Origin of the sequence: Actinophytocola sp. (assembly GCF_035762905.1) — a bacterium.
Classification (GTDB): domain Bacteria; phylum Actinomycetota; class Actinomycetes; order Mycobacteriales; family Pseudonocardiaceae; genus DASYTH01.
The window spans coordinates 90,975-113,130 of record NZ_DASUCC010000077.1 but is presented as its reverse complement, the minus strand read 5'-3'; the positions used below and the strand labels follow the sequence as shown (position 1 = coordinate 113,130).

Annotated in this window: 20 protein-coding genes and 1 riboswitch; of the genes, 8 read left to right on the top strand and 12 right to left on the bottom strand. The window is 72.1% G+C overall.

The features are described 5' to 3' along the window. From VFV67_RS15715 to typA, 5 genes are all read right to left on the bottom strand, one after another. The gene (locus VFV67_RS15715; RefSeq protein ID WP_326470745.1) at nucleotides 1-981 is read right to left on the bottom strand and encodes an ABC transporter permease; all 981 of its coding nucleotides are present in this window, start codon (nucleotides 979-981) and stop codon (nucleotides 1-3) included. Nucleotides 982-994: 13 nt separating this feature from the next. Then, the gene (locus VFV67_RS15710; RefSeq protein WP_326470743.1) at nucleotides 995-1,930 is read right to left on the bottom strand and encodes an ABC transporter permease; all 936 of its coding nucleotides are present in this window, start codon (nucleotides 1,928-1,930) and stop codon (nucleotides 995-997) included. A gap of 67 nt (nucleotides 1,931-1,997) precedes the next feature. Beyond that, entirely contained in the window at nucleotides 1,998-3,692 is a 1,695-nt protein-coding gene (locus VFV67_RS15705) for an ABC transporter substrate-binding protein (protein ID WP_326470742.1), read from the bottom strand. 204 nt (nucleotides 3,693-3,896) lie between these two features. Further along, entirely contained in the window at nucleotides 3,897-5,603 is a 1,707-nt protein-coding gene (locus VFV67_RS15700; RefSeq protein WP_326470741.1) for an ABC transporter family substrate-binding protein, read from the bottom strand. Nucleotides 5,604-5,682: 79 nt separating this feature from the next. Next, the gene (gene typA, locus VFV67_RS15695; RefSeq protein ID WP_326470881.1) at nucleotides 5,683-7,563 is read right to left on the bottom strand and encodes a translational GTPase TypA; all 1,881 of its coding nucleotides are present in this window, start codon (nucleotides 7,561-7,563) and stop codon (nucleotides 5,683-5,685) included. Nucleotides 7,564-7,734: 171 nt separating this feature from the next. On the opposite strand from typA, the gene VFV67_RS15690 reads away from it, so the two are divergent. The 3 genes from VFV67_RS15690 to VFV67_RS15680 all read left to right on the top strand — a co-directional run bounded on the left by VFV67_RS15690 (nucleotide 7,735) and on the right by VFV67_RS15680 (nucleotide 10,276). Continuing rightward, the gene (locus tag VFV67_RS15690; protein ID WP_326470739.1) at nucleotides 7,735-7,914 is read left to right on the top strand and encodes a hypothetical protein; all 180 of its coding nucleotides are present in this window, start codon (nucleotides 7,735-7,737) and stop codon (nucleotides 7,912-7,914) included. Nucleotides 7,915-8,072: 158 nt separating this feature from the next. Next, on the top strand, nucleotides 8,073-9,044 hold the full coding sequence (gene trpS / locus VFV67_RS15685) for a tryptophan--tRNA ligase (protein ID WP_326470737.1): 972 nt from the start codon (nucleotides 8,073-8,075) through the stop codon (nucleotides 9,042-9,044). Between the two features lie 17 nt (nucleotides 9,045-9,061). Continuing rightward, nucleotides 9,062-10,276, top strand: a complete 1,215-nt coding sequence (locus VFV67_RS15680) for a helix-turn-helix transcriptional regulator (protein WP_326470736.1) — start codon at nucleotides 9,062-9,064, stop codon at nucleotides 10,274-10,276. A gap of 395 nt (nucleotides 10,277-10,671) precedes the next feature. On the opposite strand, the gene VFV67_RS15675 is transcribed toward VFV67_RS15680, so the two are convergent. Genes VFV67_RS15675 through VFV67_RS15665 form a run of 3 tightly spaced genes read right to left on the bottom strand, consistent with a single transcriptional unit; the run spans nucleotide 10,672 to nucleotide 13,096 of the window. Beyond that, on the bottom strand, nucleotides 10,672-11,070 hold the full coding sequence (locus VFV67_RS15675) for a (deoxy)nucleoside triphosphate pyrophosphohydrolase (RefSeq protein WP_326470735.1): 399 nt from the start codon (nucleotides 11,068-11,070) through the stop codon (nucleotides 10,672-10,674). After that, on the bottom strand, nucleotides 11,067-12,392 hold the full coding sequence (locus VFV67_RS15670) for a HAMP domain-containing sensor histidine kinase (RefSeq protein WP_326470734.1): 1,326 nt from the start codon (nucleotides 12,390-12,392) through the stop codon (nucleotides 11,067-11,069). The genes VFV67_RS15675 and VFV67_RS15670 overlap by 4 nt, the downstream gene beginning before the upstream one ends. Then, nucleotides 12,389-13,096, bottom strand: coding sequence for a response regulator transcription factor (locus tag VFV67_RS15665; protein ID WP_326470732.1), 708 nt, complete (start codon nucleotides 13,094-13,096; stop codon nucleotides 12,389-12,391). Before VFV67_RS15665 ends, VFV67_RS15670 begins: the two co-directional genes overlap by 4 nt. Nucleotides 13,097-13,214: 118 nt before the next feature. Between VFV67_RS15665 and VFV67_RS15660 the strand changes: the two genes are divergently transcribed. The 3 genes from VFV67_RS15660 to VFV67_RS15650 are packed head-to-tail and all read left to right on the top strand — an operon-like array spanning nucleotide 13,215 to nucleotide 16,215. After that, on the top strand, nucleotides 13,215-14,294 hold the full coding sequence (locus VFV67_RS15660; protein WP_326470730.1) for an outer membrane lipoprotein carrier protein LolA: 1,080 nt from the start codon (nucleotides 13,215-13,217) through the stop codon (nucleotides 14,292-14,294). Nucleotides 14,295-14,299: 5 nt separating this feature from the next. Then, the gene (locus tag VFV67_RS15655) at nucleotides 14,300-15,340 is read left to right on the top strand and encodes an ABC transporter ATP-binding protein (RefSeq protein WP_414636260.1); all 1,041 of its coding nucleotides are present in this window, start codon (nucleotides 14,300-14,302) and stop codon (nucleotides 15,338-15,340) included. Continuing rightward, nucleotides 15,337-16,215, top strand: a complete 879-nt coding sequence (locus tag VFV67_RS15650; RefSeq protein ID WP_326470728.1) for an ABC transporter permease subunit — start codon at nucleotides 15,337-15,339, stop codon at nucleotides 16,213-16,215. The genes VFV67_RS15655 and VFV67_RS15650 overlap by 4 nt, the downstream gene beginning before the upstream one ends. Here the strand turns inward: VFV67_RS15650 and VFV67_RS15645 are convergent. The 3 genes from VFV67_RS15645 to VFV67_RS15635 form a co-directional block, all read right to left on the bottom strand. Then, nucleotides 16,202-17,227: an ABC transporter ATP-binding protein gene (locus VFV67_RS15645; protein ID WP_326470726.1), complete on the bottom strand. Its 1,026-nt coding sequence runs from the start codon at nucleotides 17,225-17,227 to the stop codon at nucleotides 16,202-16,204. The two genes, VFV67_RS15650 and VFV67_RS15645, sit on opposite strands and share 14 nt — an antisense overlap. Next, a complete protein-coding gene (locus VFV67_RS15640) occupies nucleotides 17,227-18,855 on the bottom strand; it encodes an ABC transporter permease (protein ID WP_326470724.1) in 1,629 nt (542 codons plus the stop codon). The genes VFV67_RS15645 and VFV67_RS15640 overlap by 1 nt, the downstream gene beginning before the upstream one ends. Further along, nucleotides 18,819-19,871 carry a thiamine ABC transporter substrate-binding protein gene (locus VFV67_RS15635; RefSeq protein ID WP_326470723.1) on the bottom strand — a complete coding sequence of 351 codons (1,053 nt, stop codon included), beginning with the start codon at nucleotides 19,869-19,871 and terminating at the stop codon, nucleotides 18,819-18,821. The genes VFV67_RS15640 and VFV67_RS15635 overlap by 37 nt, the downstream gene beginning before the upstream one ends. Further along, nucleotides 19,867-19,980, bottom strand: a riboswitch (TPP riboswitch). It overlaps the preceding gene by 5 nt. Nucleotides 19,981-20,005: 25 nt before the next feature. Here VFV67_RS15635 and VFV67_RS15630 point away from each other — a divergent pair. Beyond that, the gene (locus VFV67_RS15630) at nucleotides 20,006-20,308 is read left to right on the top strand and encodes a 4a-hydroxytetrahydrobiopterin dehydratase (protein WP_326470721.1); all 303 of its coding nucleotides are present in this window, start codon (nucleotides 20,006-20,008) and stop codon (nucleotides 20,306-20,308) included. Here the strand turns inward: VFV67_RS15630 and VFV67_RS15625 are convergent, their stop codons facing one another. After that, a complete protein-coding gene (locus tag VFV67_RS15625; RefSeq protein WP_326470720.1) occupies nucleotides 20,309-21,466 on the bottom strand; it encodes an alkaline phosphatase PhoX in 1,158 nt (385 codons plus the stop codon). It abuts the gene before it with no gap. A 47-nt stretch (nucleotides 21,467-21,513) separates the two neighbouring features. Between VFV67_RS15625 and VFV67_RS15620 the strand changes: the two genes are divergently transcribed. Further along, nucleotides 21,514-22,152, top strand: a complete 639-nt coding sequence (locus VFV67_RS15620) for an NIPSNAP family protein (RefSeq protein WP_326470718.1) — start codon at nucleotides 21,514-21,516, stop codon at nucleotides 22,150-22,152. Nucleotides 22,153-22,156: the final 4 nt, after the last annotated feature.

Genomic DNA, 22,156 nt, shown 5'->3' with positions numbered 1-22,156 from the left:
TTAGCGCAGCTTCGGGTCGAGGGAGTCGCGCAACCCGTCGGAGACGAAGGCGAACGCGAGGGTGGTGATGATGATCGCGATGCTCGGGAAGACCCACAGGAAGCTGGTGTTCGGCACGCCGAAGTTGCGGAACCCCTGGCTGATCATCTGGCCCCACTCCGGCGTGTCGATGCTCACCCCGACACCGAGGAAGGACAGCGACGCCATGGCCACCACCGCCACCCCGATGCTGGTGAACGCGTAGACCAGCACCGGCGCGATCGCGTTGGGCAGCAGGTGCCGGACCACGATCCGGGTGCTCGACGCTCCGATCGACCTGGCCGCCTCCACGTACTCCGACTCGCGCAGCGCCAGCACCTGCCCCCGCATCAGCCGGGCGGTCGTCGTCCAGCCCAGGATCACCAGCGCCACGATCACCGGTCCGACTCCCTTGGTACGCCCCGGATCCAGCGACCGGACGATCACCAGCGCGCCGATCAGGTACGGGAAGGCCAGGAAGATGTCGGTGATCCGCATCAGCACGCCGTCCCAGGCCCGGCCGAGGTACCCGGCGATCGCACCCATCGTGACCCCGATCAGCAGCGAGCCGAGCATGGTGAGGACGCCGACCAGCAGGGCCAACTGCAGGCCGTAGAGCAGCATCGAGAACAGGTCGCGACCGAGCACGTCGGTGCCGAACCAGTGCTCGGCACTCGGCGGTTCGATCGCGTTGAGCAGGTTCTGCTCCCTCGGGTCGTACGGGGTGATGAACGGGGCGAGCAGCGCGGTCACGATCAGCAGGATGACCACGACCAGTCCGACCACGGCGAGCTTGTTGCGCCGGTAGCGCAACCAGATGTCCCGGAACTGGCTGTTGGAGCGGCGTTTGCCCGGCCGCGCGGTGACCTCGTCGTCGACCGGGATCTGCTCGCCCATCACGGGTTCGGTCAGCATCGACTCGGCCGGAAATCGCAGATCGGCCGGATCCGGTGGCGTCGTCACGAACTCACCTCGCTCAGCTGAGCCTGATCCGTGGATCGAGGAAGGCGTAGAGGATGTCGACCAGCAGGCTGAGCAACACGAACACGATGACCGCGAACGCGCACACCGCCATGATCACCGGGTTGTTGTTGCTCAGGATCGCCTTGTACAGCAGGTAACCGACGCCCTGGTACTGGAAGATGGTCTCGGTGATCAGCGCACCGCCGAGCAGCACGCCGATGCCGATGCCGACGTAGGTCACCACCGGGATGATCGAGTTCCGCATGACGTGCTTGCCGATCACCTTCCGCTCGGACAGGCCCTTGGCCCGCGCGGTGCGGATGTAGTCGGCCCGCATCACCTCGAGCATCGAGCCGCGCATCAGCCGGGCGATGAACGCGGCGTCGACGATCGCCAGCGTGATCGCCGGCAGCAGCACCTCGGCCAGCCAGAACGGCTCCGGACCGAACGCACTCCTTGGCACAGCGGGGAAGAACAGCTCCCCACTGAGATACTTCCGGAGCGTCAGGCCGATCACGAAGGTCGGCACGCCGATCGCCAGCGTGGTCAGGATCGTGACCAGCACGTCGGCGAAGGAGTACCGCCACACCGCGGCGATGACCCCGGAGACGACCCCGATCAGGATGTCGAGGACGATCGCGACCGCGGCCAGCCGGAGGGTGTAGGGCAACGCCGCGGCCAGCATCTCGGCCACCGGCCGGCGCTGGTCGAAGTCGATGCCGAGGTCGCCGGTGAACATGTTCTTCAGGTACACCAGGAACTGCACCGGCACCGGCTTGTCCAGACCGAACTTCGCCCGCAGCGCCGCCTGGGTCTCCGGCGGCACCGCCTTGTCGCCACTGGTCGCGAACGGGTCCCCGAGCGTGAACAGGGCGAGGAACAGCAACAGCATCGCCGCGATGATCACCAGCACGGCCTGGGCGAGCCGCCGGACGATGAACTTGCCCATGGCGAGGTCGGCCTCCGAGGTGCCGGGTGGCCGGTGACCCGCGGACGGATCACCGGCCGGCGTCAGGTCACTTGATGCTGATCACCGAGAAGTCCGGGTTCTCGCTGAAGTCCATCCGCAGATTGACGAACTTGTCCGACGCGATCAGCCGGTTCTGGGTGCGGTTCCACAGCGGGATGAGCGCGAGATCGTCACCGATGGCGACCTTCTCGGCCTCCTTGTACTTGCTGACCGCCTCGGCCGGGTCCTTGCTGGCCTTGCCCTCGTTGATCAGGTCGTCGAACTTCGCGTTGCTGTACCGGCCCCGGTTGTCCCCGGTGGTCGGCTCGCTCGGCCCGGCCCCGATCGAGCTGGTGGCCAGCAGCGGCTCCAGGAAGTTGCGCGGGGTCGGGTAGTCCGCCGACCACGCCGCCCGGAACAGGCCGGTGGCGCCGGGCTGCTGCTCGTTGTTGAGCATGTCGTCGAAGTTCACCGCGGTCATGTTGACGGTCAGGCCGAGGTTCTTCTCCAGCTGCTGCTTGATCGCCGCCATCCACTCCTCGTGCCCGCCGCCGGTGTTGAGCTGCATGTTCAGCGTGGTTCCCGGGGTCAGTCCGGACTCCTGGGCGAGCTTCTTCGCCTCGTCGAGGTTGTAGCTGCAGGCGGTGCACACGCCGGACTGGTAGGCGCTCTCGAACGACGGCGGCACGATCGTGGTCGACGGGATCTGCGAGCCCTTGAACACGCCTTCGATGATCGCGTTGCGGTCGATCGCCATCGAGATCGCCTTGCGGGCGTCGGCCGAGTCGAGCGGCTTCTGGGTGACCATCGGCAGCAGGTAGTTCATGCCGCTGGTGCTCTTGCGCAGCCACTTGCCCTCCGGCTCGTACTTGTTGCGCATGTCGCTGAACTGCGGGGTGGGCATCCGGGCCCAGTCGAACGTGCCGTTGACGAACCCGTCCATCTCGTCCTGGGCGCCGTTGGGCGTGATGGTGATCTCGATCGCGTCCAGGTAGGCCTTCTCACCGACGCCGAAGTCGTCGTTGCGGACCAGCTTGATGCCCCGGTCGTGCTGCCACGGCCCGGACATCTTGAACCGGCCGTTGCCGATCGGCATGTCGTTGTAGGTCTTGTTGTCCGCGGCTCCGGCCACGGTCGGAACCGGGCTGAACACCGGGTGGAAGGTGCGCAGGTAGAACTCGCAGTCCGGCTCCTCCATCTTGACCACGAGCTTGGCCGGGTCGGTGGCGTCGACGCCGGCGAACGCGGTCGCCGAGCCGTCCTGCAGCGCCTTGTATCCCAGGATTCCCTTGAGGTGGTAGGACACCTCGGACGCGGCCGTCTTCACCGTCGCGCGGGTCCAGCCGCGCTTGAACGCCTCGGCGTTGACCGGCTCGCCGTTGCTGAACTTGGTTCCGGTCCGCAGGTTGAACGTCCACTGTGAACAGTCGTCGTTGGTCTCCCACTTGTCCGCGACGGCCGGCTGCACCGAACCGTCCGGCTCGACCCGGACCAGCCCGGTGAACAGCTGGTAGGCGACCATCGTGCCCTCACTCTCCTGAGTGTTGTACGGGTCGATGGCCGTCGGTTCGACGATGCCGAGGCGGAACGTGCCGCCCGGTTTACCCTCCACGATCTGCACGTCCGGCGTCTCCGGCCAGCCGGCGGACGGCTGCGTCTCACCGGTGCCGGTGTTCTCCTTCTTCGCACAGCCGGCCAGCGCGAGGCCGGCGGCGGTGACGCACGCCGTGGCGCGCAGCCACCCGGCTCGGTTGATACTCAAGTCGGTCCTCCATGAGCGAGCACGCGCGGGAGGCGTGCGCCCTGTCATCTTGTCGTCACACATCGTGCACGGAACCGGGCAAAGTCGCGCGACGGAAACCGCTCCGGATGGCCGCCGATCGCCGTACCGCCACCTGATCGAGTGACACGGTTGGCGGGACGCCGCGACCTTCGCGTTACCGGAGGGCGGACGAGCCGGCGGAGATCAGCCGGCCAGGCGACGCCATTCGGCGGCGCCGACGAACGGCCCGGCGAGCGGCGGACCGGCGCGCACGCCGGTCACCTCCGGCCGGACCACCAACGTGTCCGCCTCCTGGAACAGCGGAACCGACACCGCCTGCCGCCACAGCGCCGGCTCCACCGCGGACAGCGCGTCGGACAGCGGGATCGCCCCGGTCAGCGCGGCGTCGATGGTGGGCTGGATGGCCGGGTCGCAGGTCCCCACCGGGTTGACCGGGACCGCCGCGGAGCCCTCCGAACTGGGCACGCAGCCGAAGTTCGTGGCCATCACGGTCGCCGGGTCGCCACCGACCGGCTGCGGCGCGACCAGAAGGTTGATCGGCACGGCGTCGCCGCCGGCCGCGAGCCGGGTGGTGAGCAGCTGGTCCGCGGGCGCGGTGACCACCTCGGCATCGATGCCCTCGGCCATGAGCTGGCGGCGCACCTCGCCGGCCATCGTCACGTAGGCGACCTTCTCCTCGGGCGCGCCGATCACCACGGACAGCTGTGCCCCGTTGCGGGTCCAGGCGCCGGCCGGGTTGGTGTAGCCGGCCGCGGTGAGCAGCTCCTGGGCCAGGCCGCGGTTGGGCGCGACCGGCGGGCCGGCCGGCATCGTGGCGGCGTAGCCGGCCGCCGACGGCGCCAGCACCTGGGCGTCGGCGCGCAGCTCGGCCTCGGGGCCGCCCGCGGTGCCGACGGTGATCAGCGCGTTCCGGTCGAGCAGGGCGATCAGGGCCCGGCGCACCGGCTCGGCCGCCAGGTCCGGTCCGACCGGACGGACCACCAGCGTGGCCACCGTGGGCCGGGCCACCACGTGCGTGGTGACCGTGTCGCCGAGGCCGCGCACCAGGTCGGCGCCGGCCGAGTCGGTCTGCATCAGGGCGAGCTGGTCGTGACCGGCCCGCAGCGCGTCCACCACGCCCCGCTCGGGCGCCCGGCGCAGCACGATCCGGTCCAGGGTGGGCGGCTGCTCCCAGTACCGGTCGTTGCGCGCCAGCACGATCTCGCCGCGGTCCCGGTCCAGGTTGGAGATCGCGAACGGCCCACCGGTGGTCGGGTAGCCGTCCCGGAGCGCGTTCGCCCAGCCGCCCGGCGCGTCCTTGAGCAGGTGCGCCGGCACCAGCCCGGTGAACAGCGCCCGCCAGCCCGGATAGGGCTTGGCGAAGGTCACCTCGACGATCTTGCCGGCGTCCCGCGCGGCGATGTTGGAGATCAGCTGGTAGCCGGCGGCGCCGATGGTGCCCGGCGCGGCGCGCAGCTGCTCGCGCAGGTAGACGAAGTCCTCGGCGGCGATCGGGGCGTTGTCCGCCCAGGACGCGTCCGACCGGATCTGGTAGGTGACCGTGTACGGCTCCGCTCGACTCACCTCGGCCGAGACCATCAGCGTGGTGTCCAGCCGGGGCGTGCCGTCCGCCGCCGGGCGGAACACCGACGGCAGCAGCAGCGTGGACAGCGCCGTGGTGAGCGCGGACTGGTCGGCCACCTTGTGCGGGTTCAGCCCGCCGGCCACGCTGTCCACGCCGATCACGACCTCACCGGGATCGGCCCGCTTGACCGGCGTCGTGCTGCCGACCGGGGTGGTGACCAGCGGCGGGGGCGGGGCGTTCGTGCACCCGGCGGCCAGGGTCAGCAGGCCGAGGCCGAGCAACGCGACGCGGCGCCGGAGCGTGCTCCGGCCGTGCCGTGAGCCCACCACTCACCTCCCCTACCGATTCAAGGCTAGTGTCGAATAACCGTCCCGGCCGGCAGATCACGGAAACCGGCCGGCGCGATCACCCGCGGTCGCGGGTCTTGGCGCGGGAGCGTTCCCGGCCCCGGGTGGTGGCGTCCAGGACGAGCTTGCGGATGCGCACCACCTCCGGTGCGACCTCGACGCACTCGTCCGCCGCGCAGAACTCCAGGGCCTCCTCGAGGCCGAGGGTGCGCGGACGGGCCAGCCGCTCCAGCTCGTCGCCGGTGGAGCTGCGCATGTTGGTGAGCTTCTTCTCCCTGGTGACGTTGATGTCCAGGTCCTCGGCCCTCGGGTTCTCGCCGACCACCATGCCCTCGTACACCGCCGCCCCCGGCTCGACGAAGAAGGTGCCCCGGTCGGCCAGCTGCAGCATGGCGTAGCCGGTCACGCTGCCGGACCGGTCGGCCACCAGCGAGCCGCTGTGCCGGCTGCGGATCTCGCCGGCCCACGGGTGGTAGCCCTCGAAGATGGCGTTGGCGATGCCGTTGCCCCTGGTCTCGGTGAGGAACTCGGTGCGGAAGCCGATCAGGCCGCGGGACGGGACCACGTACTCGACCTTGACCCGGCCGGTGCCGTGCCCGCTCATGTGCTCCAGCCGGCCCTTGCGACCGGCCAGCAGCTGGGTGACCGCGCCGAGGAACTCCTCGGGGACGTCCACGGTGAGCCGCTCGAACGGCTCGCACAGCCGGCCGTCGAGAACCCGGGTGACCACCTCGGGCTTGCCGACGGTCAGCTCGAAACCCTCCCGGCGCATGGTCTCCACCAGGATGGCCAGCGCCAGCTCGCCTCGGCCCTGCACCTCCCAGGTGTCCGGCCGCTCGGTGGGCAGCACCCGGACGCTGACGTTGCCGACCAGCTCGGTGTCCAGCCGGGCCTTCACCAGCCGCGCGGTCAGCTTGGTGCCGCCGCCCCGGCCGGCCAGGGGGGAGGTGTTCACCCCGATGGTCACCGAGATCGCCGGCTCGTCCACGGTGATCCGGGGCAGCGGCTCGGGGTCGTCCGGATCGGCCAGCGTGTCGCCGATGGTGATGTCCGGGATGCCGGCGATGGCCACCAGGTCACCGGCGCTGGCCCTGGTCGCCGGCACCCGCTCGAGCGCCTCGGTGATCAGCAGCTCGGTGATCTTCACGGTGGCCACCGAACCGTCCTCCCGGCACCAGGCCACGGTCTGGCCCTTGCGCAACTCGCCGGCGTGCACCCGGCACAGCGCGATCCGGCCGAGGAAGCTGGACGCGTCCAGGTTGGTGACCAGCGCGCGCAGGGGGGCATGCGGGTCGCCTGCCGGCGCCGGCACGTGGCCGAGCAGGGCGTCGAACAGGGGATCGAGGCTGTCGCTGTCCGGCAGCCCGCCGTCCGGGGGTGCGGTCAGGCTGGCCCGGCCGGCCCGCGCCGAGGCGTAGACCACCGGCAGGTCGAGCACGGAGTCGTCCACGTGGTCCAGCTCGGCGGCCAGCTCGAGGAGCAGGTCGTGGGTCTCGTCGACCACCTCGGCGATCCGGGCGTCCGGCCGGTCCACCTTGTTCACGACCAGGATCACCGGCAGGGCCGCGGCCAGTGCCTTGCGCAGCACGAACCGGGTCTGCGGCAGTGGGCCCTCGCTCGCGTCGACCAGCAGCAGCACGCCGTCCACCATGGACAGTCCACGTTCGACCTCGCCGCCGAAGTCGGCGTGGCCGGGCGTGTCCACCACGTTGATGGTCACCGGACCATGTTCGGTCTGCCGGCGCACGGCGGTGTTCTTGGCCAGGATCGTGATGCCCTTCTCCCGCTCCAGCTCACCGGAGTCGAGCACCCGGTCGACCGCCTCGCCGCGGGTGGGCAGCGCGCCGGACTGGCGCAGCATGGCGTCGACCAGGGTGGTCTTGCCATGGTCGACGTGGGCCACGATCGCCACGTTGCGCAGGTCGGTCCGGGTGATCATGGCCGTCCCGGTGTCGGCGGCAGGCACGCGCGCTCCTATTGGGGTGGAAGAGGGGACTTTGGCCGGGCTCCAGGATAGCCGGGCCTTGGGTGTGACCGGGGACATCCGGCACAATGAGCAAGGTTAACCTAACCTAAGGCTCCAGCCGTTCCGGACCGGGAGGGGGTGCACATGGGCAAGAAAAAGAAGAAGAAGAACAAGCTGCCCAAGGGCACGCCCGCGCAGGTCGTCCGAAAGCTGATGAAGGCCGGCAAGGTGAAGAAGAAGTGCTGCCGGTCGGCGGAGCGCTGCAAGAAGTGCCCCGTACTCGCGCTGAAGCGCATCAAAGATGACTTCAGGAAGGTCGCCTGACCCGGCTACCATCGGTGTCATGCGTCACCCGAACACGACCTGGTGGGCCGCCGACCGGCGGCCGTGACGACATGCCCTGACCATGACGAGGCCGCCCACGGGGCGGCCTTCGTTCGTGTGACGGGGCCCCATCGGGCGGCGCGAGGAGGCTCTTCGCGATGACCCGACTGTCCGGCATCACCCCGTCCGGCCACGCCCACGTCGGCAACTACCTCGGCGCGATCCGCCGGTGGGCCCGGGAAGGCGCCCAGGGTGATCTCTATTTCGTCAGCGACCTGCACGCCATGACGACCGCGTACCACCCGCAACGGCTGCGCGCCCGCGCCCGCGAGCTGCTGGCCACGCTGATCGCCAGCGGCATCGAACCCAACCAGGTCTTCGTGCAGTCCGACCTCATCCGCGAGATCGGCGCCCTCACCTGGCTGCTCGAATGCACCTGCGCCTACGGCGAGGCCGCCAGGATGACCCAGTTCAAGGAGAAGTCGGGCACCGACGGCAAGATCGCCGCGCGGGTGGGTCTGCTCACCTACCCGGTGCTGATGGCCGCCGACATCCTGCTGCAGGGCGCCGACGAGGTCCCGGTCGGCGACGACCAGGAGCAACACGTGGAGCTGGCCCGCGCCCTGGCCCGCCGGTTCAACTCCACCCACGGCGAGGTCTTCACCGTCCCGCGCGCCGTCACCCCGCGCGCCGCCGCCCGGGTCCGCGACCTCGCCGATCCCACCCGCAAAATGGACAAGTCGGCGACCGACGCCGCCGGAGTGATCTTCGTCCTGGACGAGCCCGACATGGTCCGCCGAAAGATCAAACGCGCGGTCACCGACGGCCTGGAACGCCTGGAGTACCGCCCGGACGACCAACCCGGCCTGGCCAACCTCCTGGAGATTCTGGCCGCCTGCCTCGGCAAGTCCCCCCGCGAGGTGGCCGACGGCTACCCGTCCTACGACAGCCTCAAGGACGCGGTCGCCGAAGCCCTGATCGAGGAGCTCCGCCCCATCCGCACCGGCACCCTTTCCCTGCTCGCCGACATCGACCACCTGGACAAGATCCGGGCCGAAGGCGCCATCCGAGCCCGCGAGCGCGGACAGCACCGGCTCGAATCGGCCCTACGCCTGGCCGGGGTCGGCTAACCAGCTTCCCGGTCGGCGTGGACCGGCTGCGCGTGGTGATCTGCCCGTACCCTGGAGTGGTGGTGCCTCCCGCCGAGGGCAGGTCTGCTGGCGTCGGTGCGCGCATCCGGGAAATCCGCACCTGGCGCGGTAAGTCGCTGTCGGTGGTCGCCGGGTTGGCCGGAATGTCACCGTCCCACCTGTCGATCGCGGCCGCACTGGAAGTCGCGCCGAACGAACTGCTGGCCACGCCCTTTCCACCCCGAGACGACCTCACCGCCGCGGCCCGGGCCGCGGCCGGGCTGGTCGAGCCGGTCATCGCCGACATCCGACTCGGCGACCCGGTGGAGGTGGCGCCCCGGCCCTGGCCGCTGATCGCGGCAGACCTGACCCACCTGAACGCCGACCTTCGCCCGCGTGCCGATTACGCGGCGCAGAGCGCGATGTTGCCGGGGCTGATCGAGGAGCTGCATGCCGTGGTCGGCGGCGGCGCCGAGCACCGTACGGACGCGCTGTGCGGGCTGGCCATCTGCTACCACGCGGCGGCCATGCTGGCCGGCAACATGGGTAACCGCGCGATGGCGCAACTGGCGGCCGACCGGCAACTGACGGTGGCCGAGCGGTTGGGTCGTCCCGAGTGGGTCGCGCACGCGGAGTGGGTGCGGGCGCAGATGATCGGCGGCGTGTCCCGGCAGCGGCAGGCGGCGTCGGTGTTGCGGTCGTTGCGTGCCGTGGCCGACGAACCGCTGACGCCGGAACTGATCCAGGCGGTCGGTCAGTTGCACCTGTCGGCGGCGCTGGCCTACGCCGCGCGGGGGGATCAGGAATCGGCGTGGACCCATTTCCGCGAGGCTGAAGGACTGGCCGAGCGGCAGACCGACGAGGTCGGCGACTTCGGATGTATGTGGTTCGGTCGGACGAATGTGCGGATCTGGAAGGTCGCGCTGGGTACGGAGTTCGGCTATGGCGGCAAGATCGCGGAGCTGGCGCGTGGCGTCCGGCCCGAAATCGTGCCTTCGCCGGTCCGTCATGCGGCCTTCTACGCCGACGTCGGCCGTTCGCTGGCCCACGACAAGCGCTCAAGGGAGCAGGCCGTGCACTTGCTCCGCAAAGCCGAAGGTCTGGCTCGTCAGCACGTTCGCAACATGCCGCTGGTCCGCGAGGCCGTGTCCGACCTGCTCCGGCGTGCCCGTCACGACGCGGTTGGTCGTGAGTTGCGCGGGTTGGCCCACCGGATGGGAATGGCGGGCTAAGTCCCCTGGGCGGCCCGGAGTTGGTCGGCGCCACGCTTGCGCATGTGGGGTGTGCCGATGTGGTGATCCTGATCGACGAGAGCCGCGCGGTCGCCTGGCGGTGCCCACCGAACCGGGTGTGGACGTGTTCGCCCCGGCCTGGGTCTACTGGTCGTACGGATCTTGTCCGGTGTGGACCCTACGGGCGCTGCTGACCCTGGCTCCGCCAGGTCATGCGGACGCCCCAACCTGCTTGCCGCCGCACCACCCGGTTTGGGTCTGCCGCCCGAGGGTCGAATGCCGGTACGGATTCGGGCGCGAGGTCCGCATTGAGCGGCTGGCCGGCCGGTGTACCCCTGGCACCGATGGTTTCGGCCGGCGCCGCCAGGCGCCGGGCGCCAGCCGGAAACCGCACTTCACAGCTGGTCGCCGAGGGCTTTGCGCAGGGCCGGGAGTAGTTCGCGGTCGGCTGGCAGCCATTCGACACTGTCCAGGGTTCCCCCGGTGAGCCAGCGGAGGGCGGTGTGTTCGTGGGCGACGGGGGTGGCGTCGGGTGGGGTGAGGGTGGCCAGGTAGGCGCGCAGGATCAGGTTGGGGCGCAGGGGGATGTCGCGGTGCAGGGGGGCACCGACGGTGATGGTGATGCCGAGTTCCTCGTGGCATTCGCGGCGCAGGGCGGCCTGGTCGGACTCGCCGGGTTCGACGCGGCCGCCGGGCAGTTCCCAGCGGCCGGCGGCGGAGGCGGGGTGGGAGCGCTGCGCGGCCAGGACCGCGCCGGTGCGCAGGATGGCGGCGGCGACCACGACGGCCGTCATGTCCGGGCCCGCCAGCGGACCTGGAACCGGGCGCCGCCCTCCGGCGACTCGCCGACTGCGACGGTGCCGCCTCGGCGCCGGACCACCTCGGCGACCAGGGCGAGGCCAAGACCGGCGCCGCCGCTGGTGCGGGCCCGGTCGTCCTGCACCCGGTAGAACCGGTCGAACACCCGGGCGCGATGCTCCTCCGGGATGCCGGGCCCGTCGTCGTCCACCACCAGCCGGACCGTGCCCGCGGTGTTCAGCACCGACACCGTCACGTGCACCCGGGCGTGCCGGGTGGCGTTGCGCAACAGGTTGTCCAGCACCAGGTCCACCTCGGCCGGGGCGGCGGCGATCCAGCAGGGCCGGCCGGCGGCGTGCAGGCTCACCGGCGGCACGTCCGGGCCCAGCCGAACCACCGCGTCCCGCGCGGCGCTGACCACGTCCACCGGTTCGGCCGGCGGGATCTCCCCGGCGTCCGAGCGGGCCAGCGTGAGCAGCCCGTCGACCAGGGTGGACAGCCGCGCGGACTCCCGGACCACCTCGGCAAGCACCTCCTGGGACAGCTCCGGGTCCGGATGGGCCACGGCGACCTCGGCCTGCACCCGGATCGACGCCACCGGGGAGCGCAGCTCGTGCGCGGCGTCGCCGGTGAACCGGCGCATCCGCTCGGTCGCCTCGTCCCGCCGGGCCAGCAGCGCGTTCAGGGCGGCGGCCAGCGAGCGCAGCTCGTCGTGCGCGCCGGGCAGCGGCAATCGGTTGCCGGGCGGCAACCGCGCCGCCGCCCGCCGGATCCGCTCCACCGGCCGCAGCGAGAACCGCACCGCGAACCAGGTGGCCACCCCGGCCGCCGCCGCGCCCAGCACCGCGGCCAGGAACAGCCAGTTCAGCGCCCGGTTCGGCGCGGACCGGTAGCCGACGAGCGGGGTGCCGACCACCACCAGCCGCTGCGCCCCGTCCGGCGCGCTGACCACCGTGCCCACCCAGCGCTGCGGCGGGTCGTCGGCCAGCCGCAGCACCGGCGTGCCGGCCTTGAGCGAGCGCAGGTCGGCGGTGTCCAGCTCCGGCCGCGGCAGCCCGTCGACCGGGACGCCGGAGGTGTCCAGCACGTGCACCCGCAGCGGTCCCGGCGCCGGGACACCGCCGGCGGCCACCACCGGCAGCACCTCGGCGAGCGCCGCGTTCAGCTCGGTGTCCGCCGAGCTGACCAGCAGCGGACGCATCAGGTCGCTGGTCAGCAGCGCCAGCGAGACCAGCGCCACCAGGGTCACGGCGGTGGCGACGGCGGTGATCCGGAACCGCAGCGTGCGCCGCAGCCACAGCGCCCGCGGACTGTTCATCGGTTGTCGAACACCGCGTCGATGCCGGCGTTGGAGGCCAGGTAGCCGTGCCCGCGCACGGTGCGCACGATGCCGCCGGCACCGGCCAGCTCCAGCTTGCGCCGCAGGTAGCCGACGTAGACCTCGACGGCGTTGCGGGTGGCCGCCTGCTCGTCGCCCCACACCGTGCGCAGCAGCTCGTCCTTGGTCACCACCGAGCCGGCCCGGCTGGCCAGGGCGTCCAGCACGGCGAACTCCCGCGGGCTGAGCGCGATCAGCGCGCCGCCGAACCGGACCTCCCGGGACGCCCGGTCGATCACCAGCTCGCCCAGCCGGAGCCGGCGGTCGGCGCCGGCCGCGGCGTTGCGCCGCAGCATGGCCCGCACCTGGGCCACCAGCACCACGAACGAGAACGGCTTCACCAGGTAACCGTCCGCGCCCAGGTCCAGCCCGTCGGCCTGGTCGACCTCGCCGTCCTTGGCCGACAGCAGCAGCACCGGGGTACGCACGCCCTCGGCCCGCAGCCGCTGCAGCACCCGGTAGCCGGACAGCCCCGGCAGCATGATGTCCAGCACGATCAGGTCGTACGCGCCGGTCCGGCCGATCTCGAGCGCGCTTGGCCCGTCGCCGGCCACCACGATGTCCATGCCCTCCGCGGTGAGGCCGCGCTGCAGTGCGCGGCGCACGCCCGGCTCGTCGTCCACCACCAGCACCCGCGGTCTCATGTGCACAGGATGCCTCAGCCGGTTCTCAGCCCGGCGGTCACTCTCAGCGCCATCTCAGTTGCCGGGGCGCATCCTCGTGGTGCGGCAAGATGAGACACACGAACATTGGGGATCTCGAATGAACAGGAAACGCAGCGCGATCGCGGTGGCGGCGACCGGGACCGCCGCCGGAGTGGTCGGCCTGGTCGTACTGGCCACGCCGGCCGGTGCGGGTGAGCCGCCCCCGGCGCTGCCGGCGATCAGCGCGGAGGAGCTGGTCGCGTCGGTGCTGACCACCAAGGTCCCGGCGATGTCCGGCGCGGTGTCCGTCGAGGAGAACCTGGGGTTGCCGATCCCGGTGCTGCCCTCCGGCGACGGGGACGGGACCTCGGCCCGGGTCTACTCGGACGGCGCCGGCAAGGGCCGGATCGCAATGGCCGGGCGCGCCACGGAGACCACCGTGGTGGCCGACGGCGACACGGTGTGGATCTGGAACTCCACCGACCGCTCGGTGCGCAAGGTCGAGCACGGCCAGTCCACCGCGAAGCAGGTGCCCGAGCAGCTGGCCGACCCGGCCACCGCGGCACAGCAGCTGGTCAAGGCGATGCAGGAGGAGAGCACGGTGGCCGTGGACGGCACCGCGCGGGTCGCCGGCCGGCCGGTCTACCAGCTGCTGCTGACGCCGAAGCCGACCGAGAAGACGCTGCTGCGCGAGGTCAAGGTGGCGGTGGACGCCGAGCTGCGGGTGCCGCTGCGGCTGGAGGTGCTGGCCAACGGGCAGGCCGAGCCGGCGCTGCGGATCGGGTTCACCGAGTTCGCGCCGGGCGCGCAGGACCCGGCGCTGTTCCGGTTCGACGTCCCGCCGGGGGCCACGGTCACCGAGGTCAAGCCGGGCGAGCACGTGGACCCGAAGGCGGCAAGGGACCTGTTCGCCCAGGTGAACCCGACGGTGGTCGGCTCCGGCTGGGACACCGTCCTGATCGGCAAGGTGCCCACCGAGCTGCTGTCCGCCGCGGCGGGCGCGGCCGGCGGACCGGGCCAGCGGCCGGACATGGGCGGCCTGGTGCGCCAGTTCGCCAAGCCGGTGACCGGCTCGTTCGGCTCCGGCTGGGTGGTCACCACCAAGGTCGGCGCGGCCCTGGTCACCCAGGACGGCCGGGTGGCCGTCGGCGCGGTGCCGGAGCAGGTGCTGATCGACGCGCTCGGAAAGGCGAAGTGACGACGTTGCCGGGTGTCGACCGGGGGGTGAACGGGGTGGCCGCCGAGGCGGTCACCCCCGCCCCGTCCCCGGTGGCCGCCCGGACCAGGGGGTTGCGCAAGGTCTACCGCGGCACGGTGGCCGTGGACAACGTGGACCTGGATGTGCCGGACGGGGCGGTGCTGGGCATGTTGGGCCCCAACGGGTCCGGCAAGACCACCACGATCCGGATGCTGCTCGGGCTGGTCACGCCGACCGCCGGCACGGTCGAGCTGCTCGGCCACCGGCTGCCGGACGGGGCGGCGCGGGCCCTGCCCGCGGTCGGCGCGCTGGTCGAGGGCCCGGGGTTTCACCCGTTCCTGTCCGGCCGGGAGAACCTGCTGCGGTGCGCGGCGGCCGAGCCGCTGCTGGCCACCGGGGACGTCCGGCGGGCGGTCGGCGAGGCGCTGGAGCGGGTCGGGCTGGCCGACGCGGCGCATCGCCGCTACCGCGGCTACTCGCTCGGTATGAAGCAGCGCATGGGGTTGGCCGCGGCGCTGCTGATCCCGCGCCGGCTCGTGGTGCTCGACGAGCCGACCAACGGCCTCGACCCGGCCGGCACCCGCGAGGTGCGCACCGTGATCGCCGAGCTGCACGCGGCCGGCACGACCGTGCTGGTCTCCTCGCACCTGCTCGCCGAGGTGGAGGCGACCTGCACGCACGTGGCGGTGCTGCACCGGGGATCGGTGGTGGCCCAGGGTCCGCTCGGCGAGCTGCTCGACTCCGGCAACGACGGCCTGCTGGTGTCCACTCCGGACGCCGCGACGGCGGTGGAGGCGTTGCGGGACAAGCGGATCCCGGCCCGGATCACGCCGGACGGGTTGCGCGCCGACCTGGCCGCGGTCAGCGCGCCGGAGGTGGTCGCGGCGCTGGTGCACGCCGGGGTCGCGGTGCACGAGGTGCGCCGGCAGCGCACCGGGCTGGAGGACCTGTTCGCCCGGCTGACCGAGGCGGAGGCGAACGGCACCGAGCTGTCCGAAGTGGCCGGACATGTCGCCATGGCTCCGGTCGAGGAGGTGACCCGGTGACCACGCTGACCGCGGACCTGACGGCCCGACCGGTGGCCCGGACCCACGCGCCGCTCGGGCGGCTGCTGCGCTCGGAGCTGCGGCTGGTACTGCGCCGCCCGCGCACCCTGATCGCGCTCGGACTGCTGGTTCTCGTTCCGGTGGTGACCGGGATCGGGATCGCGCTGGCGGCCAACGGCACGCTGCAGGGACCGCCCGGCGCCGACGGTCCGGGCGCGATCGCCGCGATCCTCAACGAGAACGGCCTGGTGCTGCCGATCTTCGTGCTGTTCGTCTCGCTGCAGATGCTGCTGCCGATGATGGGCGCGATGTGGGCGGCGGACGCGCTGGCCGGCGAGGCGGCCAGCGGCTCGCTGCGCAACCTGCTCGTCGCTCCGGTCGGCCGGGTCCGGCTGCTGGCCGTGAAGGCCTTCGGGGTGGCCAGCGCGGTGCTGACCGGCGTCGCCCTGCTCACGGTCAGCGGGGTGCTCTGCGGGCTGCTGCTGCTCGGTGGCGACAGTATGATCACGATCTCCGGCACCACGCTGTCGTTCTGGCCGGCGCTCGGCCGGATTCTGCTGATGGCGGCGCTGGTCACGGTGCAGGTGCTCGCGGTGGCCGCGGTGGCGCTGGCCATCTCGTCGATCACCGAGCACCCGCTGATCGTGATGGCCGTGGCGCTCGGCGGGATCATCGTGTTCACCGTGTTGAACGCGATTCCGGCGCTGGACTGGCTGCACCCGCTGCTGATCACGGACAGCTGGTCGGCGCTGGTGGACGTCATGCGTGACCCGATGCCCACCGACGGTCTGGTCGAGGGTGTGCTGCGGGCGCTGTGCTACATGGCGATCGGCGGTTCGCTCGCGCTGGCCCGGATGCTGACTAAGGACGGCTGAGCACCGCGATCCCGTCCGGGTCGAGGGAAAGTCGCACGGGATCGCCGGCCTCGGGGGCGTCGGCGATCCCGGCGACCGCGTCCACCGGACCGTCCAGGCCGGCGTCCAGCCGGACCAGCAGCCGAACGTGGTCCCGCCGGTGCACCCGGGCCAGCGTCTCGCCGCGCAACCGGCCACCGTGGTCGGACCGCAGCGCGGTCGGGCGCAGGCCCAGCCGCACCGGCCCGTCCGGCACCCCGGGCAGCGCCACGGTGCCTAGCGCGCAGCTGACCACGCCGCCGGCCGCGGTCGCCGGCAGGAACGTGCCGCAGCCGAGGAACCTGGCGGTGTGCTCGTCGGCCGGCGCCCGCCACACCTGCTCCGGTCGCCCGGTCTGCACGATCCGACCGACCCGCATCAGGGCCACCCGGTCGGCGAGGGTGAACGCCTCGTCGTGGTCGTGCGTGACCACCAGGGCGGTGCTGCCGGACACCCGCAGCACCCGGGCCAGGTCGAGGGCCAACTGCTCGCGCAGCGCTCTGTCCAAAGCGGACAGTGGCTCGTCCAGCAGCAGCAACCGGGGCCGCGGGGCCAGCGCCCGGGCCAGCGCCACCCGCTGCTGCTCACCGCCGGACAGCTCGGTGATCCGCCGGTCCTGGTAGCCGGCCAGGCCGAGCAGGTCGAGCAGCTCGGCCACCCGGGCCCGCCGGCCGGCCCGGTCCACTCCGGCCATGCGCAGCCCGAACTCCACGTTGCCGGCCACATCCCGGTGCGGGAACAGCTGGCCGTCCTGGAACACCAGGCCGAACCCGCGGCGATGCACGGCCACCGGCGCGAGGTCGGCGCCGTCCCAGCACACCGCGCCGGCCGCCGGCCGCTCAAGGCCGGCCACCGCGCGCAACAGCGTGGACTTGCCGCAGCCGGACGGGCCGAGCAGCGCCACCACCTCGCCGTCGGCCACCTCGAGGTGCACCCCGGACACCGCGGTCAACTGTCCATAGCGGACGGTCAGGTCTCGAACCGCAAGCCCCATCAGAACTCCCCGACCGCCGGCAGCCGCAGCCACTCCACCAGCAGCACCACGGCGACGGTGACCGCCATCAGCAGGGTGCACGCGGCGTAGGCCATCTGGTTGTTCAGCTCGCCCGGCCGGGAGATCAGCCGGCCGATCGCCACCGGCAGGGTCGCGGTGTCCGGGCGGGCCAGGAAGCTGGTCGCGCCGAACTCGCCGAGCGCGACGACGTAGCCGAACGCGGCCGCGGTCAGCAGCGCCCGCCCGGCCAGCGGCAGATCCACCTCGCGCCACACCCGGGCCGGGCCGGCGCCGAGGGTGGCCGCAGCGGCCCGCAGCCGCTCGTCGATCGAGCGCAGCACCGGCAGCACGATCCGCACCACGAGCGGGGTGACCACCAGCGCCTGGGCCAGTGGGATCAGCGCGGGCGAGGTGCGCAGGTCGCCGGGCAGCTTGTCCAGCGTGATCAGGTAACCGAACCCGACGGTCACCGCGGACACGCCGAGCGGGAGCATCAGCGCGCTGTCCATCAGCTCCACCGACGCCCGGCGCACCCGGCCGCGGCGCAGCGCCACCAGCACCACCGCGGCGGTCACCCCCAGCGTCATGGCCAGCACCGTGGCGTCGGTGGCCGCGCGCACCGAGTTCGCGGCGGCGTCCAGGCCGGAGATCTCCAGGGTGCCGGGAAACCCGGTGCCGGCAAGGGCCTGGTAGCCGGCAAGACTCCAACCGTCCGATGTGGACACCGAGCGCAGCGCCAGCACCGCGACCGGAACCAGCAGCAGCCCGACCACGCCGAGGGCGAGCGCCACCACCGCCCACTCGGCTCCGGCCGGCCGGCGCGCGGACTCCGCCCGGCCGCGCAGCGCGAGCGCCGTCTCCCGCCTGCGCCGCGCCGCAGCGCCGACCGCCAGCGTGGCCAGTACGGCGGCCAGTTGCAGCAGGGACAGTGCGGCCGCGCCGGGCAGGTCGAGCAGCTGCACGGTGCGCAGGTAGATCTCGGTCTCCAGGGTCCGGTACCGGGCCCCGCCGAGCACCAGCACCACCCCGAAACTGGTGGCACAGAACAGGAACACGATCGCGGCGGCGGACGAGACGGCCGGGGTGAGCGCCGGCAGGGTCACGGTGGCGAAGGTCCGGGCCCGGGACGCGCCCAGTGCCCGGGCCGCGTCCTCGGCCCGGCGGTCCAGATGCGTCCACAGCCCGGCCACCGTGCGCGCCACCACGGCCACGTTGAAGAACGCGTTGGCCAGCACGATCGACACCGGTCCGCCGGCCGGCAGCAGCACCCGGAACGCCAGCCCCACCACCACCGTGGGCAGCACGAACGGCACCAGCACGGCAGCCCGCACCAGAGCCAGTCCGGGCAGCCGGATCCGGGCAAGCAGGAACGCCACCGGCAGCCCGGCCAGCAGGGCGAGCACCGTCGAGGCGGCGGCCTGGCCGAGCGTGAACGCGACCAGCCGCCAGGTCTCGGAACTCGTCAGCACCGGCAGCACGCTGCCGGAGGACAGACCGAGCCCGAGGATGGCGACCACCGGCCAGAGGAAGAACACCGCGAGGAAGCCCAGCGGCAGCGCCGCGGCGACCGCGAGGCCGGCGCCGGCCGGGGTCAGCCGAGCACGAGCGCGCGCCACTGGTTGATCCATCGCTCCCGGTTGGCGTCGATGTCCGCGGCCGGCAACGTCTCCGGGTTGCTCGGCTGGAGCACCACGCCCTGCCACGCGGCCGGCAGCGGCACGTCCTCACGTACCGGGTAGACGAACATCTGCTCCGGCACGTTCGACTGGAACTGTTGGGACAGCAGGAAATCCACGACCTTCTTGGCGTCCTCAGGGTTGGCCGCGCCGGCCAGCACGCCGGCGTACTCGACCTGCCGGAAGCAGGTGAACAGCAGCGCCCGGGTGCGCGGCCGGCCGTCCGGGCCGAGCTCGGCGGCCGGCGAGGACGCGTAGGACACCACCACCGGCCGCGGTCCCTTGCCGGACGAGCCGGAGAAGTCCTGGGTGTAGGCCTCCTCCCAGCCGCTGACCACCTTGACCCCGTTGGCCTTCAACCCGGACCAGTAGCCCTGCCAACCCTGCTCGCCGAAGTGCGCGATCGTGCCGAGCAGGAACGCCAGCCCCGGCGACGAGGTGGCCGGATCCTGCACCACCAGCGCGTCCTTGTACTTCGGGTCGGTCAGATCCTCGAACCGGGTCGGTTCCTCGATGCCCTTTCCGGCGAACGCGGCCGGGTCGGCGTTGAGACACACGTCGCCGACGTCGATCGCGGTGAGCCGGTCGGTGCCGTCCACGGCGTAGCGGCGCGACCCCTTGTCCGCGTCCGGGCTGCGGTACTCGACGAACACGCCCTCCTTCAGCGCGCGCGAGGCGAACGTGTTGTCCACGCCGAACGCCACGTCGCCGAGCGGGCTGCCCTTGGTGAGCACCAGCTGGTTGGTCAGCGCGCCGGCGTCGCCGGTCTTGCGCACCTCGATCCGGATCCCGGACGAGTTGCGGAACTCGTCGAGAACCTCCGGTTTCATCGTGAACGAGTCGTGGGTGACCAGCACCACCGTGCGCTCGCCCGGGTCACCGTCCTCGTCGGCCCCGCCGAACACCGAGCACCCGGTGACGGCGGCGAACACGAGCGTCGCCACAACGCCGCGTCTGATCACATCCATGCGAATCCTCCCTCCCTGCGCCGGAATGACCCGGATCAGGTTCGAACGGTCGAGGGCTGCGCGCCCTCCTCTCAGCCCGGCGCCACACCGGACTCCCGTGGCAAAGCGGCATGGTACCCGTCAGGATGGAGGGCATGCCGGAACTACTCAGTGACGAGGACCTCGGCAAGGCCCTCGGTACCCTGCCCGACTGGACCAAGGACGAAGGCGCGCTGGCCCGCACGGTTGAGCTGGACAGCTTCCCGCAGGCGATTCAGGTGGTGAACCGGGTGGCCGAGATCGCCGAGAGCGACAACCACCACCCGGACATCGACATCCGGTGGCGCACCCTCACCTTCCGCTGCAGCACCCACTCGGCCGGCGGGATCACGGCGTCGGACGTCTCGCTCGCCGAGGAGATCGACGGGGTGATCGACGCGATCCGGGAGCCGTCCTGATCACCTGAAGGGTCCGCGCACCTCGAAGGTGATCCCGCCGAGCACGTTGTTGACGGTGCCGCGCTGCGAGGAGAAGTACAGCCGGGATCCGTCCGGGCTGAACGCCGGCCCGGTGATCTCCGAGCCGCCGTGCCCGAGCACCCGCAGGAACGGCGCCACCACCCCGTCCGGGGTGATGATGCAGATCTCCATGTCCCCGCCGTCCTCGGCGACGAACAGGTCGCCGCTGGCCGCACCGGTGACGTTGTCCACCCCGGTCAGCGGCGGCGGCCCGGAGACCACCAGCGAGTCGTCGTAGGCCAGGTCGATGGTGGACGCGGTGGCGTCGTAGGCCCACACCCGGTTGTCGCCCTTGGTGGTGAACCAGCAGGTGCCGCCGGCGTAGTAGCAGCCCTCGCCGCCGTCGAACCGTTTCGCGCCGGACACCTGGTTGCGGGTCACGATCGGGAAGCCGTCCGGGTCGGGCACCCGCCGCCAGGTGACCGGCCCTGAGGTCGCGTCGTTGGCGCCGACCATCACCTCGAGGGTGCCGCCGGACAGGTCGCCCCACACGGTCGGCCGGAACCGGTAGAAGCATCCGTTGCCGACGTCCTCGGTCATGTACACGAACCCGTGGTCCGGGTCGGCGGCGCAGGCCTCGTGCTTGAACCGGCCCATGGCGCTGCGGGACGACGCGCCGCGCACGCCGAACGGGTCGGTCTCGTACACCCGGCCCCACTCGACCTCCTCGCAGGACAGCCAGGTGTTCCACGGCGTGGCGCCGCCGGCGCAGTTGACGTTGGTGTTGGACAGCGTCCGGTAGGCGCCGGTGATCTGCCCGGCGGCGTCGAACCGGATCGCCGAGCAGCCGCCGACCAGCGGCACCTCGCTGTTGGACACGTAGATCCAGCCGGCACCGTCGGCGAAGCAGGCGCCGCCGTCCGGGGCCGGGTGCCACAGGTGCGAGGTACCCGACACCGGGATCCCGGTGCGGGCCACCACCCGGCTGGTGAACCCGGCGGGGAGCATGACGTTGTTGCCGTCCGCCGCCAGCAGGTCGCCGTACGGGCTCGGACCGGGCTGCGCCGCCGCCGCGAACGCCTCCCGCCAGGACGCCCCGCCGAACGCCGCCGCGGATGCTCCGACCACCGCCACCCGAAGAAACTGTCGTCGCTTCATGTCTCCATGACACCGGATGTCGGTGCCCGCTCCTAGAGTCCGTTCGTATGACGGCGGTTTACGAGTTGCGGCAGTACACCCTGCGTCCCGGCCAGCGGGACGCGCTGATCACGCTGTTCGACCGGGAGTTCGTCGAGACCCAGGAGGCGCTCGGCATCCGGGTCGTCGGCCAGTTCCGCGACCGGGAGCGGCCGGACCGGTTCGTCTGGGTACGCGGCTTCGACTCGATGGCCGCCCGGGCCGCGAGCCTGGCCGCGTTCTACGACGGGCCGGCGTGGCGCACCCACCGGGACGCGGCCAACGCCACGATGATCGCCTTCGACGACGTGCTGCTGCTCCGCCCGGCCGGCCTGGACTTCGACCTGACCGGGGCGGCCAGGGACACCCCGCCGTCGTCGGTCGTCGTGGCCACGCTGGGGTATCTGGCCGAACCGCCCGACCCGGCGTCCATCCCCCGGCTCGCGACCGGCGGCACCCCCCTGGCCCGGCTGTGCACCGAGTACGCGGAGAACGACTTCCCGGCCCTTCCGGTGCGCACCGGCGAGCACGTGGTGGTCGAGTTCACCTCGTTCGGCTCGGAAAACGAGTGGCACGACCACACCGGGCGGCTGGCAGAGTTGCCGGGAGGCCCGCTGCGCCGGGAACGGCTGGTGCTGGCCCCGACCGCCCGGTCCCTGCTGCGTTGAGGAG

Coding starts and splice junctions, on each gene's coding strand:
- VFV67_RS15710 (WP_326470743.1), bottom strand. CDS start 1,930: ATGGGCAAGTTCATCGTCCGGCGGCTCGCCCAGGCCGTGCTGGTGATC.
- typA (WP_326470881.1), bottom strand. CDS start 7,563: ATGATCACCCGGACCGACCTGCGCAACGTGGCGATCGTGGCCCACGTC.
- VFV67_RS15690 (WP_326470739.1), top strand. CDS start 7,735: ATGGGCAAGAAAAAGAAGAAGAAGAACAAGCTGCCCAAGGGCACGCCC.
- trpS (WP_326470737.1), top strand. CDS start 8,073: ATGACCCGACTGTCCGGCATCACCCCGTCCGGCCACGCCCACGTCGGC.
- VFV67_RS15675 (WP_326470735.1), bottom strand. CDS start 11,070: ATGACGGCCGTCGTGGTCGCCGCCGCCATCCTGCGCACCGGCGCGGTC.
- VFV67_RS15670 (WP_326470734.1), bottom strand. CDS start 12,392: ATGAACAGTCCGCGGGCGCTGTGGCTGCGGCGCACGCTGCGGTTCCGG.
- VFV67_RS15665 (WP_326470732.1), bottom strand. CDS start 13,096: ATGAGACCGCGGGTGCTGGTGGTGGACGACGAGCCGGGCGTGCGCCGC.
- VFV67_RS15660 (WP_326470730.1), top strand. CDS start 13,215: ATGAACAGGAAACGCAGCGCGATCGCGGTGGCGGCGACCGGGACCGCC.
- VFV67_RS15645 (WP_326470726.1), bottom strand. CDS start 17,227: ATGGGGCTTGCGGTTCGAGACCTGACCGTCCGCTATGGACAGTTGACC.
- VFV67_RS15640 (WP_326470724.1), bottom strand. CDS start 18,855: ATGGATCAACCAGTGGCGCGCGCTCGTGCTCGGCTGACCCCGGCCGGC.
- VFV67_RS15635 (WP_326470723.1), bottom strand. CDS start 19,871: ATGGATGTGATCAGACGCGGCGTTGTGGCGACGCTCGTGTTCGCCGCC.
- VFV67_RS15630 (WP_326470721.1), top strand. CDS start 20,006: ATGCCGGAACTACTCAGTGACGAGGACCTCGGCAAGGCCCTCGGTACC.
- VFV67_RS15625 (WP_326470720.1), bottom strand. CDS start 21,466: ATGAAGCGACGACAGTTTCTTCGGGTGGCGGTGGTCGGAGCATCCGCG.
- VFV67_RS15620 (WP_326470718.1), top strand. CDS start 21,514: ATGACGGCGGTTTACGAGTTGCGGCAGTACACCCTGCGTCCCGGCCAG.